Source organism: Bradyrhizobium sp. HKCCYLRH2060 (assembly GCF_051168135.1).
Taxonomy (GTDB): domain Bacteria; phylum Pseudomonadota; class Alphaproteobacteria; order Rhizobiales; family Xanthobacteraceae; genus Bradyrhizobium.
In genome coordinates this window covers 70,884-90,555 of the sequence record NZ_JBNPUK010000010.1, presented here as the reverse complement: position 1 = coordinate 90,555, position 19,672 = coordinate 70,884, and the positions used below count along the sequence as shown (strand labels likewise).

Genomic DNA, 19,672 nt, shown 5'->3' with positions numbered 1-19,672 from the left:
CGCCGTCCCCCCTCATGGTGAGAAGCGCCGCGCCACCGGTCGCGCCATCGTCAACAGCCGGCCTGACGGCGCGTCTCGAACCATGAGGCCCCGATCTCATGACCGCAGCGCATTCGCCCACACCCGTTCGAGCTGCACAATCGCATCGGGCAACGGCAGCGCCGACAGCGCATCATCACCGCCGCTGATAAGGCCGAACTCGCGCAACCTGATCAGCGCCTCATCGATATTGAACGCCCGACCCAGCCCGAACATCTGCTGCAGCAACTCCTCGACATGACTGCCCAATGCAGCCCGCGAGAGCGGCACCGACGCCAGCAGCAGGCCGCCATAGGCCAGCACGGCCTCCTTCCAGTCCTGGTCCTCGGCCTCGCCGATCAGGTAGTTGAAGATGCCGGAATTGTTGTTGACGTTACGGAAGTAGATGTTGTCGGTGACCTGCTTCTGATGGATCAGCGACCGGCGATGGAAGTTGCCCCATTGCCTGAGAATGAAGGCGCCGAGCGCGAACAGGCCCGACAGCGCCGCCAGCGCCTGCTCGGTATCGTTGTCGTGCACGGTGCCGCTGAGGCCGAGATAGAAGCCGGCGACGATGAACAGCACGGTGAGCGTCGAGGCCAGCTTGAGCAGAATCGGCACGCCGCCGACCAGCGCCGGCACGCCCAACGTCAGTTGCTCGCGCAGCCCCATGACGACACGGACGTTCGGCAGCAGCGCCTCGAGATCGAAGCGCGCGATGTGACGGAAATATTTGAACAGCACCGCCCCGCCGCGGATCTTGTTGCGGCCGCGCCAGGCGGCAGTCTTGCGCTTCGTCCGGGTCGGCTCGTCGGGCCTGGTCGCGACCATCAGGATGATGTCGTCATAGACCTCGATCTCATGCTTGCGCCGGCGCAGCCCATACAACATGGGGACCTCGATCGTCTCCTGATGCTGGCCGCGCCGGAACATGCGGACGGCGCGGTAGTCCGAGATCGACGCCTTCAGCTTGACCCTGACAAGCGCATGCTCGGCAAACGCGCGCTCGATCTCGGCATGGCTGATCTCGATGAAATTGGCCTCGCCGAGCACCTGCACGACTTCGTCGGCGAGGCTGCGATAGGCCGCGTCGAGCTCCTCGGGCGATCGATGGCGCCCGACCGGCACTTCGGGATCGAAGTCGAAATAGGCGTCGCGCAGGCGATCGAGCTCGTCGAAATACTCGTGATGCAGGATGGCACCGAGCATCTGGGCGAGCCGGCGCAGGTCGGCCGATTGCGTGTCGTCCAGTCCACCGTGCGAAATCACGGCGTCGAGGACCTCGGACTTGCGTATCGGAATGAACCGGTCCCGCCGGCTCGTCGTCTCCCCTGGTCCAACCACGCGTGTCACGCCCGACTTGCCACGTTCTCAACAGCCGATCCCGCTGCTGCTGCCGGGCGGCTCCCCCGTAACATAGCGAGCTCAGCCGACTTGCGCTACTCGCCGGGGACCGGATTGCGCGCGCTCCTCAGTGACGCAAGACGATGCCCGTATGCATAACGCCAAGTCGACGGCGGTTGCTGTTCTCGCGCTCGTCATGCCCGGCCATGACGAAGCGAGGTTTGGACACGCTCATCATCTTCATGGTCTAGAGTGGGCTGACAGGAGGGAGAACCCGATGACCGGCACCCCGGAGATCAAGTCCGCCTTCAACGCCATTCGCGCCATCGACTATACGATCATCCTCGTCCGCGATTGGACGGCGATGCGCGGCTTCTATGAGAACGTGCTGGGCTTCCCGATCACGCGCGAGCTGTCGCAGGGCTGGATCGAATACCGGATCGGCGCCAATACATTGGCGCTGGCGCAACCGAAGCGGCTCGCATCGGACCAGCTGACGCCCCGAGGCGCCGCCTCGCTGCAGCTCGCGTTCAAGGTGGGCCGTAACGATGTCGACCGCTGCGCGGCAGAATTGACCAGCAAGGGCGTCGCTCTCATGGAGCCGCCGACGGACCAGCCCTTCGGGCACCGGACCCTGTTCTTCAGGGACCCGGACGGCAATCTGCTCGAAGTGTACGCGGAGATCTAACAGCTGATATCTAAGGCTTGGCGGCCGCGCTAGGCGGCCGCCGGTTGTATCCGGGGATTGAGCACGTACTCCTTCAGCACCTTGTCGGTGGCGGCATCGACTTCGACCAGCGACACGTCGTAGCTCCAGAGATCGGCGAGATGCTGCAGCACGCGCTTGGTGTCGGTCTCGTTGAGCTGGGCGCCCTTGACCACCGTATGCCGCAGCATCAGGCGGCGATCGCCGGCGAGATCGACATCGACCACCTCGATGTTGGGGTCGATGTAGCCGACGTCGTACTGCTTGGACAGCTCGCGGCGGATGCGGCGATAGCCGCGCTCGTCATGGATGGCATCGACAAGAATGCCGGCGCGCTCGGCCGGATCGTCATGCAGGTGGAACAGTCTGAGCTGCCGGATCAGGTTGGGGCTGAGGAACTGGCTGATGAAGCTCTCGTCGCGATAGTTCGCCCAGACGTCACGCAGCACCGCCATTTCGTCGCCGGTGCCGGCGATGTCCGGAAACCATTCGCGATCCTCGTCGGTCGGATCCTTCACGATGCGCTCGATGTCCTGCATCATCGCAAAGCCAAGGGCATAGGGGTTGAAGCCGGAGTAGCGCGGATCGTCGAACTCCGGCTGGAACACGACATTGGTGTGCGACTGCAGGAACTCCAGGAAATTGCCGTCGGTGAGTCGTCCTTCCTGGTGCAGACGGTTCATGATGCGATAATGCACGTAGGTCGCCGTGCCCTCGTTCATGACCTTGGTCTGGCCCTGCGGATAGAAATACTGCGCGATGTGGCGGACGATGCGCAGCAGCTCGCGCTGCCAGGGCGCCAGCCGCGGCGCGGTCTTCTCCAGGAAATAAAGCAGGTTCTCCTGCGGCAGGCCGAGCAGCGCGCGGCGCCGCTCGACGTTCAGCATCGCATTGGTCTTGACCGGGCCGGTCGGCACCGTGCGCCAGAGATCGTTGAACTGGCCCTCCTCATAGAGCCTGCGCTTGCCGGCGCGCTTCTCCTCCTCGCGGAAGTCGAGCTTCTTCTTGCCGGGATAGCGGTCGACGCCATGCGACATCAGCGCGTGGGCGGCATCGAGCGTATGCTCGACCGCGAGCCGGCCATAACGTTCCTCGCATTGCGCGATGTAGCCGCGGGCGAAGTCGAGATAGTCGAGGATGCCGTCGGCATCGGTCCACTGCTTGAACAGGTAGTTGTTCTTGAAGAAGTGATTGTGACCGAACGCGGCATGCGCGATCACCAGGGTCTGCATCGTCGCCGTGTTCTCCTCCATCAGATAGGAGATGCAGGGCGAGGAGTTGATCACGATCTCATAGGCGAGGCCCATCAGCCCTTTGCGGTACGAGGCCTCGTGATAGGCGAAGTGCTTGCCGAACGACCAGTGCTTGTAGAACAGGGGCATGCCGACCGAGGAATAGGCGTCGAGCATCTGCTCGGCCGTGATCACCTCGATCTGGTTGGGATAGGTGTCGAGCCCGAGCTCCTTGTGCGCCACCCTCTCGCAGGTATCGTGAATGCGCTGCAAGGTGAGGAAATTCCAGTCGGCGCCCTCGAACAGCAGTCCGCTCATGACGCCGCCCTCTCCTGCGTGGTGCCGCGACGCTGAAACAGGTCGTGGAACACCGGGAAGATCTCGCTCCGGTCGCGCACCTTGCGCATCGACAGCGGCTCGCCATTGGCGCGCAGCCGCTCATACAGCGACCACAGCGCGGAGTCCGGCATCTCGAACGAATAGGTGCCGGACTCGCCGACCTCGAGATAGGCGAAGAACTGCGACACCGGCAGGATGTTGTCGGCCAGGAGCCGCGCGACATTCTCGGAATCCGAGGTGGCGTTGTCGCCGTCGGAGGCCTGCGCCGCGTAGATGTTCCAGTCCGAGGGCCGGAAGCGCGAGCGGACGATGTCGTGCATGCATTGCAGCGCGCTCGACACCAGGGTGCCGCCGGATGCCGGTCCGTAGAAGAAGGTCTGCTCGTCGACCTCCTCGGCACGATCGGTATGGCGGATGAACACGATCTCGACATGGCGGTAGCGCCGGGTCAGGAACACGTAGAGCAGCATGTAGAACCGCTTGGCGAGGTCCTTCATGTGCTCCGACATCGAGCCGGACACGTCCATCAGGCAGAACATCACGGCCTGCGCGATCGGCTTCGGCACCGCTTCGAAGCGGCGGTAGCGGATGTCGATCGGATCGATGAAGGGGATGCGCTTGGCCTTCGCCTTCAGCGCTTCGAGCTCGGCCAGCAGCGCGGCGCGCTTGTCGTCGTCGGTCTCCTGCTCCAGCTGGGCTTCGAGCTCGGCAATCGCCTCCGGCCGCGGCCGGCGCAGCGCGACGCGGCGGGCCAAGGCGCGGGTGACGGTGCGGCTGATCGAGATATTGGCTGGCGAACCCGACGTCGAATAGCCCGCGCGCACCAACCCTTCGCTCTCGGCCTCGGCGAATTTGCGCTTGGCGAGATCGGGCAGCTCGAGATCGTCGAGGAACAGGTTGACGAACTCCTCCTTGCTCAGCACGAAGCGGAAGGCGTCCTCGCTGTCGCCCTGCCCCGGCGCCGACTTGCGGCCGCTGCCGTCACCGGAGCGCGGCAGGATATCGCCCTCGACGAACTTCTTGTTGCCGGGCAGCACCATGTCGCGGGTGCCGCCCTCACGGCGGAAGCGCGGCTCGTCCATGCCATCGAGCGGGATGGAGACCTCACCACCCTCGAGCACGTCCTTGATGTCGCGGTCCTGCGACGTCTTCTTCACGGCCCCTTGAACCAACGCCTTGGCTCGGCGCAAAAATCGCTGACGGTTTTCGAGACTTTTGCCGCCCGGATTCAGGCGCCGATCAATGATATGCATGACCACGTTTCCATACGCCTCCTGCTGCAGCGGTTTCGACTCCTGCTCTCCCCCGCCGCGATGCCGCGGTGCAGTATCAGACCCGATACCGGACCCGCATCATTCGCTGCCCGACGCGTCCCATCAAAGTTCAGCGTCGAACGTTCCGCTCGCCTCGTTGTCCCGGCGCCAACATCCGCCGATGGCCTGCAGCACATGCAGTGAACATCGGCGCCGGACCACGATCAACCCGCCTGCTTCACCCGCATGTACCACTCGACCAGCCGGCGGACCTGCCGCTCGGTGTAGCCGCGCTCGACCATGCGCGCGACGAAGTCGTCGTGCTTCTTCTCGGTCTCGCCGTCCTTCTTGGTCCCGAACGAGATCACCGGAAGCAGATCCTCGACCTGCGAGAATATCCTCTTTTCGATGACCTCGCGGATCTTTTCGTAGGAGGTCCAGGACGGATTTTTTCCGCCGTTCTGGGCCCGGGAGCGCAGCGAGAACTTGACAACCTCGTTGCGGAAGTCCTTCGGGTTGGCGATCCCGGCCGGCTTCTCGATCTTGGTCAGCTCCTGGTTCAACAGCTCGCGATTGAGCAGCTGTCCCGTATCGGGATCCTTGAAGTCCTGATCCTCGATCCAGGCGTCGGCGTAGTCGACGTAGCGGTCGAACAGGTTCTGGCCGTAATCGGAGTAGGATTCCAGATACGCCTTCTGGATCTCGTGACCGATGAACTCGGCGTAGCGCGGCGCGAGATCCGCCTTGATGAATTCGAGGTAGCGCTTCTCGACCTCCTCGGGCAGTTGCTCGCGCTTGATCGACTGTTCCAGCACGTACATCAGATGCACGGCATCGGCGGACACTTCCGCCGTGTCGTGATTGTAGGTCGCGGCCAGGACCTTGAAGGCAAAGCGGGTGGAAATGCCGTCCATGCCCTCGTCGACGCCGGCGGCGTCGCGATATTCCTGCACGCTGCGCGCCTTCGGATCGGACTCCTTCAGGCTCTCGCCGTCATAGACCCGCATCTTGGCGTACAAGGTCGAGTTCTCGTGCTTGCGCAGGCGCGACATCACCGAGAAGCGGGCCAGGGTGTCCAGGGTCGCCGGCGCGCAGGGCGCGGTGGCGAGCTCGGAGCCCTGGATCAGCTTCTCGTAGATCTTGCGCTCCTCGGTGACGCGCAGGCAGTACGGCACCTTGATGACGCAGATGCGGTCGATGAAGGCTTCGTTGTTCTTGTTGGTCTTGAAGCTCTGCCACTCCGCCTCGTTGGAGTGGGCGAGGATCACGCCGTTGTAGGGAATGGCGCCGATGTTCTCGGTGCCGATATAGTTGCCCTCCTGCGTCGCCGTCAGCAGCGGATGCAGCATCTTGATCGGCGCCTTGAACATCTCGACGAATTCGAGGATGCCCTGGTTGGCGCGGTTGAGGCCGCCCGAATAGGAGTAGGCGTCGGGATCGTTCTGGGCGTAGGTTTCGAGCTTGCGGATATCGACCTTGCCGACCAGCGAGGAGATGTCCTGGTTGTTCTCGTCGCCCGGTTCGGTCTTGGCGATCGCGATCTGCCGCAGCCGCGACGGCTGGATCTTGGCGACGCGGAACTGCGAGATGTCGCCGCCGAAGGCCTCGAGTCGCTTGTAGCACCACGGGCTCATCAAACCGGATAGACGGCGGCGCGGAATGCCGTATTTCTCCTCGAGCATCGGGCCCAGCGTGTCGGGATCGAACAGGCCGAGCGGCGATTCGAAGACCGGGCTCAGCTCATCACCGGCCTTGAGCACGTAGATCGGATGAGCTTCCATCAACTGCTTCAGCCGTTCGGCGAGCGACGACTTGCCGCCGCCGACCGGTCCGAGCAGATAGAGGATCTGCTTGCGCTCTTCGAGACCTTGCGCGGCGTGGCGGAAGAAGCCGACGATGCGCTCGATCGTGTCTTCCATGCCATAGAAGCCGGCGAACGCGGGATACAGCCGAACCGTCCGGTTCAAAAAAATACGGCCAAGGCGTGGGTCCTTGGCCGTGTCGATCATCTGAGGCTCACCGATCGCAGCTAGTAGTCGTTCAGCGGCGTTCGCGTATCGCATCGGGTCGGTTCGACACGATTCTAGATATTCCTGCATCGACATGTCGGTCTGGCTGCGTGCCTCGAACGACCTTGCGAACGCGTTGAACAACGAATCGTTGTACATGATCCCTCTCCACGTAGGTTCCGCCGCACTGCTGCAACGGGCCGAGATCTAAGTACGTTCCTGCTGATCCCGAACCGACTCAGAGTGAAGCGCGCTAGCCCCCATTGGGCACCGTCTTCGTCCTTTTCCGCAACGCAAAGTGCATGCAGCATATGCCCTATCAACATGCACTTCGCTCAATAGTTCGGCAAAAGCCGGCCGACTCTCCCCATTTGTACCTCATTGTCTCTGCTTCGCAACATCCGCAATACCCCGGCACCGTAGTCTTCCTGCGCCGCACAAGGTGTTGTGAAGCCGCGTGAACTGGTGGCGTGACAGCTCCGCAATCAGTCTCCCTTCCGGAAGTGAACCGCGAGTGAACGCCAATCGTCGCGCATCTGCGCCAGGCAGCGAATGTCTCATTCGTGGCGCGACGTGATGCGCGCCAGCCACGGCTGGTCAAACAGACACAGCCAAGCTGCAAGCGCGTCGGCCAGCGCTCATACGATGTCATCATGACCCAGCGAGCGATGAACGCGCGCATCTCACAGCGCCATCCGCACACATGTTCACCGCTAGAACCGAATGTCGTGACGCAACGCACCGCCGAAGCCGGACGGATCACTCGATGCTGATCATTGCCATGATCAGGGTGCGGCTCGCCACCGAATGTCTGCAAGCAGAAAGCATCATGGGTTATCCGCCAATCACGAGGCGCAGCCGAGGCGACAATCGCAACACGCTCGCCTTGATCTGTGACGTGAGGCACCATTACCCAGAACACATGTGGCCCCTTTCCAGCATTGCAAGGCGGAGAAGGTTTGATCGACGGCATTTGCTCGCCCACGATGGGAGACCTCCGGCGCGGGAGTCGCAGAGACCGACGCGAGCCGAACACCGGCCGCGCTTGGCGGGCCTTTCCCCCGCCTTGGTCGTACGGCCGGCCGCAGGCTTCAGACTGCCTGCTTCAGAGTGCCTGCTTCAGAGTGCCTGCAAGTCTCCCGCCGAGCGCACGCCGCCGGCACGTCGCACCCGGTACGAAGCTCTTGGGATTCCAGAGGGATCAATCCATTATGAATGGCGTTCTCCTGTGGGCTGGCGCATAGTTGTTCATGTGAGGTCCACGACCTGGCAGGCCGCCAGGCGGGAACCCGAAAAAGCAAGCCGACGCACATAGATAGGCATCATGAATCCGGTCAAAGCTCTCGAAGAACACGGCCAGGCGGTCTGGCTCGATTTCCTCGCACGCGGCTTCGTCGCCAGGGGCGACCTCAAGCGGCTGATCGATGAGGATGGCGTCAAGGGCGTCACCTCGAATCCCGCGATTTTCGAGAAGGCGATCGGCAGCTCCGATGAATATGACGCGCCGATCGCCGCGGCGCTGAAGAACGGCGATCGATCGCCGACGCAGCTGTTCGAGGCCGTCGCCGTCGAGGACATCCAGAATGCCGCCGACGTGTTGCGGCCCGTCTACGACCACTTCGATGGCAATGACGGCTTCGTCAGCCTCGAAGTCTCGCCCTATCTGGCGATGGACAGCAAGGGCACCATTTCCGAGGCAGAGCAGCTCTGGAAGGCGGTCGACCGCAGGAATCTGATGATCAAGGTGCCGGCGACCGACGCCTGCCTGCCGGCCATCCAGCACCTGATCGCCAAGGGCATCAGCGTCAACATCACCTTGCTGTTTTCGCAAGAAGTCTACCGGCAGGTCGCCGAAGCCTACATTGCCGGCCTCGAAGCCTATGTCGCCGCCGGCGGTGATCCGTCGCATGTTGCCAGCGTGGCGTCGTTCTTCGTCAGCCGCATCGACAGCGTGGTCGACAAGCAGCTCGACGCGAAGATCGCCCAGGCCAACGATCCCTCGGAGAAGGAGCGGCTGGCCGCGCTCAAGGGCAGGATCGCCATCGCCAACGCCAAGATGGCGTATCAGGACTACAAGCGGCTGTTCGCCGGCGCGCGCTGGGAGCGGCTGGCCGCGCACGGCGCCAAGCCGCAACGACTGCTCTGGGCCTCCACCGGCACCAAGAACAAGGATTACCGCGACGTCCTCTATGTCGAGGAGCTGATCGGACCGAACACCGTCAACACCGTGCCGCCGGCCACGCTGGATGCCTTCCGCGATCACGGAGAGGTGCGCGACAGTCTGGAGGAAGACGTCGACGCCGCCCGGGCCGCCCTGGAGGATCTGGCGAAGACCGGCATATCCCTCGACGACATCACCGCGGATCTCGTGGTCGACGGCGTCAAGCAGTTCGCGGACGCCGCCGACAAGCTCTACGGCGCGGTTGCGCACAAGCGCGCCGTCGTGCTGGGAGCAGGACTTGGGCAGCAGACGATCGCCATTGCTGCTGATCTTGAGAAGAAGGTCGCCTCCGCTACCGAGGACTGGCGCAAGGACGCCAGGATCCGCCGGCTCTGGCACAAGGATGCGACGGTCTGGACCGGCCATGACGAGCACAAATGGCTGGGCTGGCTGACCAGCGCTGACAAGGCCGATATCGCCGATTATGAGGACTATGCGCAGCGGGTGAAGGGACAGAAGTTTTCCGACGCCGTGGTTCTCGGCATGGGTGGCTCCAGCCTCGGGCCGGAGGTGCTGGCCGAGACCTTTCCGCGCAAGGCCGGCTTCCCCAGGCTGCACGTGCTCGACTCCACCGATCCCGCGCAGGTGCGCGCGATGGAGAAGGCGATCGACATCACCAGGACGGTGTTCATCGTCTCCTCGAAGTCGGGCGGCACCACCGAGCCGAACGCGATGAAGGACTATTTCTTCGCGCGTGTGTCCGAGGCGATCGGGCCGAACAAGGCCGGCCACCGCTTCATTGCCGTGACCGATCCCGGCTCGTCGCTGGAGAAGGCGGCCAAGGCGCAAGGCTTCGCCCGCATCTTCCATGGCGAGCCGAGCATCGGCGGCCGCTATTCAGTGCTGTCGCCGTTCGGCCTGGTGCCGGCCGCGACCGCGGGCATCGACGTGCGCAAGCTGATCACGCAGGCGCTGTCGATGGTGCGCTCCTGCGGGCCCGACGTGCCGCCGCTCCAGAACCCGGGCGTGCAGCTCGGTCTGGCAATGGGTCTTGCCGGCCTCGAAGGCCGCGACAAGGTGACGATCTTCGCCTCGCCCAAGATCGCCGATTTCGGCGCCTGGGCCGAGCAGTTGATCGCGGAGTCCACGGGCAAGGAGGGCAAGGGCCTGGTCCCGATCGAGGGCGAACCGGTGGCGTCGCCTGAGCTTTATGGCAGCGACCGCTTCTTCATCGATATCAAGGTCGACGGCGACGACGTGACCGGCCATGATGCGAAGCTCGCCGCGCTCGAGGAGGCCGGCCATCCGGTCGTGCGCATCGTCATGACGTCGATCGACCAGCTCGGGCAGGAATTCTTCCGCTTCGAGATGGCGACCGCCGTCGCCGGCGCCGTGCTCGGCATCAACCCGTTCGACCAGCCCGACGTCGAAGCCGCCAAGATCAAGACCCGCGAGCTGACGGCGGCGTTCGAGCGGAGCGGCGCGCTGCCGGAGGAGCAGCCGGTTGCATCGATCAAGGGCTGCGAGCTCTACACCGATGCTCAGAACGCCGAGAGCCTGCGCGAGCATGGCGCCGACGGCACGCTCGCGTCCTGGCTGAAGGCGCATCTTGGCCGCGCCGGCGCCGGCGACTACATCGCCCTGCTCGGCTATGTCGACCGCAACGCCGGCAATATCGACACGCTACAGCGGATCCGGCTGAGGCTGCGCGATGCCAAGCACCTCGCCACCTGCGCCGAGTTCGGTCCGCGCTTCCTGCACTCGACCGGCCAGGCCTACAAGGGCGGTCCGGACAGCGGCGTGTTTCTCCAGATCACGGCTGACGACGCCGAGGATCTGCCCATCCCCGGGCAGAAGGCGAGCTTCGGCGTGATCAAGGCGGCGCAGGCGCGCGGCGATTTCGACGTGCTCACCGAGCGCGGGCGCCGGGCTCTTCGGGTCCATCTCAAGGGCAATCTGAAATCGGGCCTGAAGATGCTCGACAGCGCGATCAGTGAAGCGCTGAGCTAGGAAGGGCGTCGTCGATGCAATTGGGAATGATCGGTCTCGGGCGGATGGGCGGCAACATCGTGCGCCGCCTGATGCGCGCGGGACACGCCTGCGTGGTCTATGATCGCGACGCAAAGGCGGTCGCTGCGCTGGTCTCCGAGGGTGCGGTGGGCGCCGCGAGCCTTGAGGAATTCGTCGGCAAGCTCGCTCCCCCGCGGCACGCGTGGATCATGCTGCCGGCCGGCAAGATCACGGAAGCCACCGTCGAGCAGCTCACCAAGCTGATGAGCCAAGACGACGTCGTCATCGACGGCGGCAACAGTTTCTGGCAGGACGACGTCCGCCGCGGCAAGGCGCTGAGGGAGCGCGGTCTGCACTATGTCGACGTCGGCACCTCCGGCGGAGTCTGGGGCCTTGACCGGGGCTACTGCATGATGATCGGCGGCGACAAGCCGGTCGTCGACCGGCTCGATCCGATCTTCGCGACGCTGGCGCCAGGCATCGGCGACATCCCGCGCACACCGGGCCGTGACGGCCGCGACCCGCGCGTCGAGCAGGGCTACATCCATGCCGGGCCGACTGGCGCCGGCCACTTCGTCAAGATGATCCACAACGGCATCGAATATGGCCTGATGCAGGCCTATGCCGAGGGCTTCGACATCCTCAGGAACGCGAACAGCGAGGCGCTGCCCGAGGCACATCGCTTCGACTTCGATCTCGCTGACGTCGCCGAGGTGTGGCGCCGCGGCAGCGTCATTCCGTCCTGGCTGCTCGACCTCACCGCCAGCGCGCTGGCGCGGCAGCCCGGCCTGGAGAAATATTCCGGCTATGTCGAGGATTCCGGCGAAGGCCGCTGGACCGTGAACGCGGCGATCGACGAGGCCGTGCCGGCCGAGGTGCTGACGGCCGCTTTGTTCGCGCGTTTCCGCTCGCGCCAGGAGCACACCTTTGCTGAGAAGATTCTCTCGGCGATGCGCGAAGGCTTCGGCGGGCACAAGGAGCCCGAACAGCACCCAGATCCGGCGCGCCAGAGCGCGCCTGGGATCGTCAAGCCCAGGGACGACCGCGCGTGACCCCGCTGTATCCGCACCAGCCGCGACATCAGAAGCCCGACGCCTGCGCCTTCGTGATCTTCGGTGTGACCGGCGATCTGACCCATCGGCTCGTTCTGCCATCGCTTTACAATCTCGCGGCCAATCATCTGCTGCCTGACAGGTTCTGCATCGTCGGCATTGCCCGCAAGGGCATGTCGAGCGAGCAACTGCGCGACAACCTGATGGAGGGCCTGCGCAAATATGCGACGCGTCCGATCGAGGACGAGATCGCCCAGCGCCTCCTGCAATGCGTGACCGCGATCGAGGCCGATCCGAAGGAGCCGGAGAGCTTCGATCAGTTGAAGGAGCGACTGGAAAAGCTCGAGGCCGCGCGCGAGACCCACGGCAACCGGCTGTTCTACCTGGCGACGCCGCCGAGCGCCTTTGCGCCGATCGCGCAACAGCTCGGGCGCGTCGGGCTGCTTCGCGAGGACGGCAAGGCTTGGCGCCGCCTTGTGGTGGAAAAGCCGTTCGGCACCGATCTCGCCTCGGCCAAAAAACTGAACGACACGCTGCTGCAACTCGTGACCGAGCACCAGATCTACCGGATCGATCATTACCTCGGCAAGGAGACGGTGCAGAACATCCTGGTGCTGCGCTTCGCCAACGGCATGTTCGAGCCGATCTGGAACAGGCATCACATCGACCACGTTCAGATCACCGTCGAGGAGAAGCTCGGCGTCGGCACGCGCGGCAGCTTCTACGACGCGACCGGCGCGCTGCGCGACATGGTCCCCAACCATCTCTTCCAGTTGCTCTCGCTGGTGGCGATGGAGCCGCCGGCGCGGTTCGATGCGCATACCGTCCGCTCCGAGAAGGCGGAGGTGCTGTCGGCGATCCAGCCATTGAGCGAACGGGAGGCGCTGCTCAACTCGGTGCGCGGCCAGTACACGGCCGGCATGATTGGCGACGCCGAGCTGCCGGATTATGTGAGGAGCAAGGACGTTCGCCCCGACAGCACCACCGAGACCTACGCGGCCTTCAAGCTCACCATCGATAATTGGCGCTGGGCCGGCGTACCGTTTTATCTGCGCACCGGCAAGGCGCTCGGCGCCAAGCGCACCGAGGTCGCGATCAAGTTCCGCCAGGCGCCGTTCGCGATGTTCAGCTGCACCCCGATCGAGACCCTGGCCGAGAACTATCTCGTCATCGGCATCGAGCCGACCCAGAGCATCACCTTGCAGTTCAACACCAAGATCCCGGGGCCGACCATCCGCACCGACGGCGTGCAGATGAAGTTCAACTACAAGGACTATTTCCAGGCCGAGCCCGCCACCGGCTACGAGACGCTGATCTATGACTGCATGATCGGCGACAACATCCTGTTTCAGCGCGCCGACAGCGTCGAGGCCGGCTGGAAGGCCGTCGAGCCATTCATCGAGGCCTGGAAGAAGGCCGGCCGCGATGGCCTGCATTCCTACGCGGCCGGCAGCGAGGGACCTGAGGCGGCGGCCGATCTGCTGGCCCGCGACGGCCGCAGCTGGCGCAAGCTGGTTTAGCCGTGGTCGGACCGCAGGACTGCAACCTCGTGCGCGTCGCCGACCGGGCGACGATGGCGAGGGTCGCGGCCGAACATCTCCTGGCCCGGATCGATGCCAATCCGGCGACGATAGCCGTTTGCCTCACCGGGGGATCGAGCCCGAAGCAGCTCTATCAGCTGCTGGCGACGGACGCGTATCGCGAGCGGATTCCCTGGACGCGCGTGCACTGGTTCATCGGTGACGAACGATATGTTCCGCCCGGCGATCCCCTGCACAACATGACCATGGCGTGCCACGCGTTCCTCGATGCCTGCGCGCCGGCCGCCAACATCCACCCGATCGCGACCGATAGATCGGACCCGGAGGCCAGTGCCTGCGACTATCAGCGCGCGCTGGAAGCGTTCTACGGCGCCGCGCGGCTCGACTCTGCGCGGCCGCTGTTCGACCTCGTGCTGCTCGGAATCGGTTCCGACGGCCATGTCGCGTCGCTATTCCCCGGCTTTCCCGCTGTTGATATCGCCGATCGCTGGGTTGTCGGCGTCGACAAGGCTCACGTCGCACCCTTCGTGCCGCGGATCAGCCTGACCTTGCCTGCGCTCGCCTCCTGCCGAACCATGCTGTTCGAGGTCGCCGGCGCCGACAAGCGCGCGATCATGACGCGCGTGCTGGCCGGCGAAGACCTGCCCGCCAATCGCGCCCGCTCGATTCGGGAGACGATCCTGCTGATCGACAGCGAGGCCTGGCCGGAGAGGCAAAGTGGCGACATCTGACCTGCCCCATGCGCTCATTATCATGGGCGTCTCCGGCTCCGGCAAGAGCACGATCGGGCAAGCATTGGGCCAACGCCTCGGCTGGCGCTTCGAGGATGGCGACAGCTTTCACCCGCCCGCGAACGTCGCCAAGATGAGCGCGGGCCACCCGCTCACCGACGAGGATCGCTGGCCCTGGCTGCATGCCATTGCCACGGAGATCGCGCAATGCCGCAGCGCGGGCCAGCACATCATCATCGCCTGCTCGGCGCTCAAGAAGGCCTATCGCGATATCCTGGTCGGCGGCCGCGACGATGTCCGCATGGTCTATCTCCAAGGCACTCAGGAGCTGATCGGCGAGCGGATGAAGCATCGCGCCGGGCACTTCATGCCGCCGGGCCTGCTCACCAGCCAGTTCGCCACCCTGGAACCGCCTGGCGCCCCCGAGCATCCCATCACGGTCTCGGTCGACGCGCCGGTCGCGGCGATCGTGGACGACATCCTGCAACAGCTTCACAGCGGTCAGGGACGAGCCTGACCGCAAACAGGAAGGGCTCATGACCCGCATCGCTCTCGTCGTATCCGACGTCGACGGCACGCTGCTGACCAAGGACAAGGTTCTGACCGAACGGGCCGCGAAGGCGGCGCGGCGGCTGCACGAATCCGGCGTTGCCTTCACGCTCACCTCGAGCCGCCCCGCGATCGGAATGCGCTTTCTGATCGAGCCGCTGCAGATCAGCCTTCCGGTGGGGCCGTTCAACGGCAGCTCAATCGTCGACGCCACCATGCGCCCGCTCGAGCAGAGCCTGATCCCGCCCGCGGCCGCCGCACGCTGCGTCGACCTGCTGCATCAAGCCGGCGTCGACATCTGGGTCTTCACCAACGACGCCTGGGTGACGCGCAATCCGGACGGTGAGTACGTCCCGAACGAGCGGCGCGCGATACGCGCGGAGCCGACGATCGTCGGCGATTTCTCGCCCTATCTGGCGAACGCCTGCAAGATCGTCGGCGCGAGCAGCGATTTCGCGCTGCTGGCGGGCTGCGAGAGCCAGATGCAGCAGGCATTGGGCGCGGAAGCGACAGCGGTGCGCTCGCAGAGCTACTATCTCGACATCACTCCGCCCGGACATGACAAGGGCACCTTCGTCAGCGCGATGGCTCAGCGGCTCGGTATCCCGCTCGACCAGGTCGCGACCATCGGCGACATGCACAATGATGTCGCGATGTTCGAGGTGAGCGGATTGTCGATCGCCATGGGCAATGCCAGTGACGAGGTGAAGAGCAAAGCCAAGCGCATCACCACGTCCAATCAGGACGAAGGCTTTGCCAATGCCATGGAGATGATCCTGGCGGAAAACGCGCAAGGCTGATCCGCAAGCTGACGTGCGGGAGCTCAGGCCTCCGACCGCTGCCTTGCGGGTTTGTCGCTGGCCTTCCTGGCGCTGCTCAGATTCTGCGCCGTGTTGATCAGCGCGATATGCGTCAGCGCCTGGGGAAAATTGCCGGTCTGCCGCCGGGCCTCGCTGTCGTACTCCTCGGCCAGCAGTCCGACATCGTTGGCGATGTTCACCACGCGGCGGAACAGCGTCTCGGCCTTTTCCGTATCGCCCGCCAGGACATGGGCGTCGGCCAGCCACAGCGTGCAGGCAAGGAACGCGCCTTCGATCGGCTGCTGCTCGTCCGGAGGGACATCGCGCGGATCGTGCCGGAGCACGAAGCCGTCCCGTAGTAAATGCTGTTCGATCGCGTCCACCGTGCCGCGAATGCGCGAATCGGAGCTGGGGAGGAAGCCGACCGCCGGCAACAGCAGCAGGCTGGCATCGAGCAACCGCGAGCCATAGGACTCGACGAAGCTGCCGAGGCTTTCGTCATAACCCTTGGCGCAGACGTCGCGATGAATGGTCTCGCGCAGCCGCCGCCAGCGCTCCAGCGGCGCCTTGAACCCGAATTTCTCCGCGCTCTTGATCGCGCGATCGAACGCCACCCAGGTCATCACCTTGGAAAACACGTAGTGACGGCCGTCGCCGCGGCGTTCCCATATGCCGTGGTCGGGCTGGTCCCAGACGTCGGTGAGATGATCGAGCACCGCGCATTCCAGGTCCCATGTGCCGTCTTCCAGCTTGAGCCTGGTCATGCGGGCCTGGTGGAAGGCGTCCATCAGCTCGCCGTAGACGTCGAGCTGGAGCTGGGCGTGCGCGGCGTTGCCGATCCGCACCGGCCGGGCGCCTTCGTAGCCGGGCAGCCACTCGGCCTCCCACTCCATCAGCCGCCGCTGGCCCATGATGCCGTACATGATCTGCATATAGGCCGGTGCGCCGGCGGCGGCGCGCAGCAGCCAGTTGTGCCAGGCCAGCGCTTCCTCGGTGTAGCCCGAGTTCATCAGCGCGAGCAGCGTGAACGTCGCGTCACGCAGCCAGCAGAAACGATAGTCCCAGTTGCGCCGGCCGCCGAGCTTCTCCGGCAGCGACGTGGTCGGCGCCGCGACGATGCCGCCGGTCGGCGCATAGGTGAGCGCCTTCAGGGTGATCAGCGAGCGCATCACGAGTTCGCGGTGCTCGCCCTGATAGGTGCAGCGGCGCGACCAGTCGGCCCAGAAGGTCTCGGTGTCATCAAGCGCCTGAAGCGGATCGATCACCTTGGGCACCGGTAGATGCGAGGGACCGTAGGTCAGCACGAACGGCACGGTGTCGCCGGCCGCGACCTCGAACTCCGCAACCGTGGTCATGTCCTCGCCGCGGGTGGCGATCGGCGTATGCAGCACCGCCATGTCCTGGCCGCAGATGGCAAGCAGCGCGGAGCGATCCTCGGAGCGCTTGACCCAGGGAATCTCGATGCCGAAGCCGAAACGGATGATCAGCTCCATCCGCATGGCGACCCGGCCGGCGACGCCGCGGACCAGCCGGACGACGTCGGAGGCGCTGCCCCGCGGCGGCATGAAATCGATCACCTCGACGGTGCCGGTCGCGGTTTCGTACCGCGTCTCGAGGATGAGGCTGTCGCCACGATAGCGGCGGGACGTCGAGCGGATATCGCCGCGTGGCGCGATCAGCCAGCGGCCATGGCTGCGATCGCCCAGCAGGGAAGCGAAACAGGCGTCGGAATCGAACGCCGGCCAGCACAGCCAGTCGATCGAACCGTTTCGGCTTACGAGGGCAGCCGTCTCACAATCACCGATCAGCGCGTAGTCTTCGATCCTGCAGGACATTCGGCATCCGCGTGCAATTGCCCCCTCGATCCCCGCATTCTAAACGCCGGCCGGGCTGATCCGTTCGGCGGTCGCCGCCTTCAACGCCGCGACGCTGGTCGCACCCGTGATGTCCTCGAGCTTGACCGGCATCTTGCGGCGCCAGTTCGGATGCTCGTCGATCGTGCCGGGAATATTGGGCTGATCGACCACCTGCAGCAGATCCTCCAGGGAAATCACCAGCAGCCGCGACCGTGTCCGCGACAGGAAGGCGATCGCCGAGTGGACGTCGTTGGCCTGAATGCCGTTGTGGCGGAGCACCTCGTCCCACAGCCCCAAGGCGTCCCAGCGATCCTGGTCGCTTTCGCCGGGATCGATACCGAGCCCGCGTTTGGTCTTGAGATCGCCGAACGAGCGCCAGCCGGCATAGGTCGAGAGGTCGTGGGTGTTCAGCGTCACCAGCGCATTCGGCGGATAGAAGTCGACGTCGCGAAAGCGGCCGTTGTCGTCGCGTTCGAAGATCATCACCTTGTAGGACCACAGTCCCCAATCGGCCATCTGCTCGCGAAAGCCTTCAGGCACGGTGCCGAGATCCTCGCCGATGACGATGCAGTCGTTGGCCACGCTCTCGATGACGGTCGCGGCGAGCAGCGCATCGAACGGCATCTGCACATACGCGCCCTGCTTGGCCGGAAATCCGTGCGGCACCAGATAGAGCCGCTTCAAACCGAGCACGTGATCGAGCCGGATCGCGCCGGCATGGCGCATCGACGCCCTGATCATCTCCCGGAACGGCTCGAAATTCCTCAGCGCCAGCCCCGGCGCGTTGAAGCCGGCCAATCCCCAGTTCTGCCCGACCGTGTTCAACGGATCGGGCGGCGCTCCGACCGACAGCGTGCGCGAGATGGCGCCCTGCTCGTTCCAGGCATCGAAGCCGTCGGATTGAACGCCGACTGCGACGTCGAGATACAAGCCGACCTTCATTCCCAGCCGATGCGCGAGATCCCGGCAATGGCGCAATTGTCGCTCGGCGAGCCACTGCACATAGGCGATGAACTCGGCCTCCCTCCGGTCGGCGCCGCTGAGCAGCGCCGCGCAGCGCGCGGCATCGGGCCGCCGCCACTCCTCAGGCCAGTCCCACCAGGGCTTCTGGAAGCGATGCCGCAACACCTCGAAGCAGGAGAAGCGCGCCAGCAGCTCGCCGCGCTCGGCCCGATAGGCCTTGAACTCCGCAGCGGCCGCGGCGTCGGGCGCGGCCATGAAGGCGTCGAAGGCGGCGCGCAGGGCCGGCCATTTCAACGCCGCCACCCCCTTGTAGTCCACCAGCTCGGCCCGCCGCAGCGGCTCCAGCGCCTTGCTGTCGGGCCCGTTCGCAAAGCCCGGCGCCTGCTCCACATCGACGTAGAGCGCATTCAGGAACAACCGGCTGTTCGGCGCATAAGGGCTGAAATCGCCCGGCCGGTCGTCGAACAGCGCGTGCAGCGGATTGAGGCCGACGCCATCGGCGCCGAGCTCGGCGCACAGGGTGATGAGATTGGCAAGGTCGGTGAAATCGCCCATGCCCCAGTTGCGGCCGGATCGAATGCCGTAGAGCTGGACCGCCAGCAGCCAGACGCGATCGAAATCGCCGGCGAAGGCCTTCGCCGGTGCGACCAGCAGCGGCAGCTCCTCGCGGTACGACGACGCATCCACCAGCTCGAGGCGGTAGCTGCCGACCGGCAGATCGCCCGGCCACTCGACCAGGACCTCGCCGGCGTCTCCCTTCGCGATCTCGGCGTCGCCATGCCTGATGGTCCACCTCACCGGCAGCTTCGCCGCCTCGTTCAGCCGGCTGCGCGCCGGCTGTCCGGACCGAATCACGATCGCACCGCTCAACAGCCGATGCGGCGTGGGCCTGGGAAAGGCCTCGACGATGATCTTGAGTGCCGCTTCGTCGGTCACGCGACGCTGCCCCTGACCATCGTAGAATTCTGTCAGGATTCCGAGACTATGAGCTTCGCTATAGAGATCCATTAGGCACGCGATCTGGACGTAACGGCAAGTCGTACGTCGTAAAATTGTTGTGGGACAGCAAGAGGATAAGCCTCTAACGCCGCGCCAAGGCCGTCGTTCC

At 64.8% G+C, this 19,672-nt stretch carries 13 protein-coding genes; 7 read left to right on the top strand and 6 right to left on the bottom strand.

The genetic code is table 11. The annotated features are described in order from the left end of the window. Positions 1 to 96 precede the first annotated feature (96 nt). The gene (locus tag ACQR10_RS20070) at positions 97 to 1,362 is read right to left on the bottom strand and encodes a TMEM143 family protein (protein WP_316178439.1); all 1,266 of its coding nucleotides are present in this window, start codon (positions 1,360 to 1,362) and stop codon (positions 97 to 99) included. A gap of 277 nt (positions 1,363 to 1,639) precedes the next feature. Here ACQR10_RS20070 and ACQR10_RS20065 point away from each other — a divergent pair, with 277 nt between their 5' ends. Next, positions 1,640 to 2,050 carry a VOC family protein gene (locus ACQR10_RS20065; RefSeq protein ID WP_316217688.1) on the top strand — a complete coding sequence of 137 codons (411 nt, stop codon included), beginning with the start codon at positions 1,640 to 1,642 and terminating at the stop codon, positions 2,048 to 2,050. 29 nt (positions 2,051 to 2,079) lie between these two features. Here the strand turns inward: ACQR10_RS20065 and ACQR10_RS20060 are convergent, their stop codons facing one another. The 3 genes from ACQR10_RS20060 to ACQR10_RS20050 all read right to left on the bottom strand — a co-directional run bounded on the left by ACQR10_RS20060 (position 2,080) and on the right by ACQR10_RS20050 (position 7,060). After that, on the bottom strand, positions 2,080 to 3,618 hold the full coding sequence (locus ACQR10_RS20060; protein WP_315805439.1) for a SpoVR family protein: 1,539 nt from the start codon (positions 3,616 to 3,618) through the stop codon (positions 2,080 to 2,082). Continuing rightward, positions 3,615 to 4,892 (bottom strand): YeaH/YhbH family protein, encoded by a 1,278-nt coding sequence (locus ACQR10_RS20055; protein ID WP_316217655.1) that lies wholly within the window; start codon positions 4,890 to 4,892, stop codon positions 3,615 to 3,617. Before ACQR10_RS20055 ends, ACQR10_RS20060 begins: the two co-directional genes overlap by 4 nt. Positions 4,893 to 5,116: 224 nt before the next feature. Then, the gene (locus tag ACQR10_RS20050; RefSeq protein WP_315805437.1) at positions 5,117 to 7,060 is read right to left on the bottom strand and encodes a PrkA family serine protein kinase; all 1,944 of its coding nucleotides are present in this window, start codon (positions 7,058 to 7,060) and stop codon (positions 5,117 to 5,119) included. 1,165 nt (positions 7,061 to 8,225) lie between these two features. Between ACQR10_RS20050 and ACQR10_RS20045 the strand changes: the two genes are divergently transcribed. From ACQR10_RS20045 to ACQR10_RS20020, 6 genes are read left to right on the top strand one after another with little or no spacing between them, the layout of a single operon-like run. Continuing rightward, the gene (locus ACQR10_RS20045) at positions 8,226 to 11,072 is read left to right on the top strand and encodes a bifunctional transaldolase/phosoglucose isomerase (protein ID WP_316217656.1); all 2,847 of its coding nucleotides are present in this window, start codon (positions 8,226 to 8,228) and stop codon (positions 11,070 to 11,072) included. A gap of 14 nt (positions 11,073 to 11,086) precedes the next feature. Beyond that, on the top strand, positions 11,087 to 12,124 hold the full coding sequence (gene gnd, locus ACQR10_RS20040; RefSeq protein ID WP_316217657.1) for a phosphogluconate dehydrogenase (NAD(+)-dependent, decarboxylating): 1,038 nt from the start codon (positions 11,087 to 11,089) through the stop codon (positions 12,122 to 12,124). Continuing rightward, on the top strand, positions 12,121 to 13,644 hold the full coding sequence (zwf, locus tag ACQR10_RS20035; RefSeq protein ID WP_315805434.1) for a glucose-6-phosphate dehydrogenase: 1,524 nt from the start codon (positions 12,121 to 12,123) through the stop codon (positions 13,642 to 13,644). The genes gnd and zwf overlap by 4 nt, the downstream gene beginning before the upstream one ends. 2 nt (positions 13,645 to 13,646) lie before the next feature. Next, positions 13,647 to 14,396 carry a 6-phosphogluconolactonase gene (pgl, locus tag ACQR10_RS20030; protein ID WP_316177740.1) on the top strand — a complete coding sequence of 250 codons (750 nt, stop codon included), beginning with the start codon at positions 13,647 to 13,649 and terminating at the stop codon, positions 14,394 to 14,396. Further along, positions 14,383 to 14,913, top strand: a complete 531-nt coding sequence (locus ACQR10_RS20025; protein WP_316217658.1) for a gluconokinase — start codon at positions 14,383 to 14,385, stop codon at positions 14,911 to 14,913. The genes pgl and ACQR10_RS20025 overlap by 14 nt, the downstream gene beginning before the upstream one ends. Positions 14,914 to 14,932: 19 nt before the next feature. Continuing rightward, a complete protein-coding gene (locus ACQR10_RS20020) occupies positions 14,933 to 15,745 on the top strand; it encodes an HAD family hydrolase (protein WP_316217659.1) in 813 nt (270 codons plus the stop codon). Between the two features lie 23 nt (positions 15,746 to 15,768). Here ACQR10_RS20020 and ACQR10_RS20015 read toward each other — a convergent pair whose 3' ends face one another. Next, on the bottom strand, positions 15,769 to 17,580 hold the full coding sequence (locus ACQR10_RS20015) for a glycoside hydrolase family 15 protein (protein WP_316217661.1): 1,812 nt from the start codon (positions 17,578 to 17,580) through the stop codon (positions 15,769 to 15,771). 39 nt (positions 17,581 to 17,619) lie between these two features. Further along, the gene (gene malQ / locus ACQR10_RS20010) at positions 17,620 to 19,572 is read right to left on the bottom strand and encodes a 4-alpha-glucanotransferase (protein ID WP_434912049.1); all 1,953 of its coding nucleotides are present in this window, start codon (positions 19,570 to 19,572) and stop codon (positions 17,620 to 17,622) included. Positions 19,573 to 19,672: the final 100 nt, after the last annotated feature.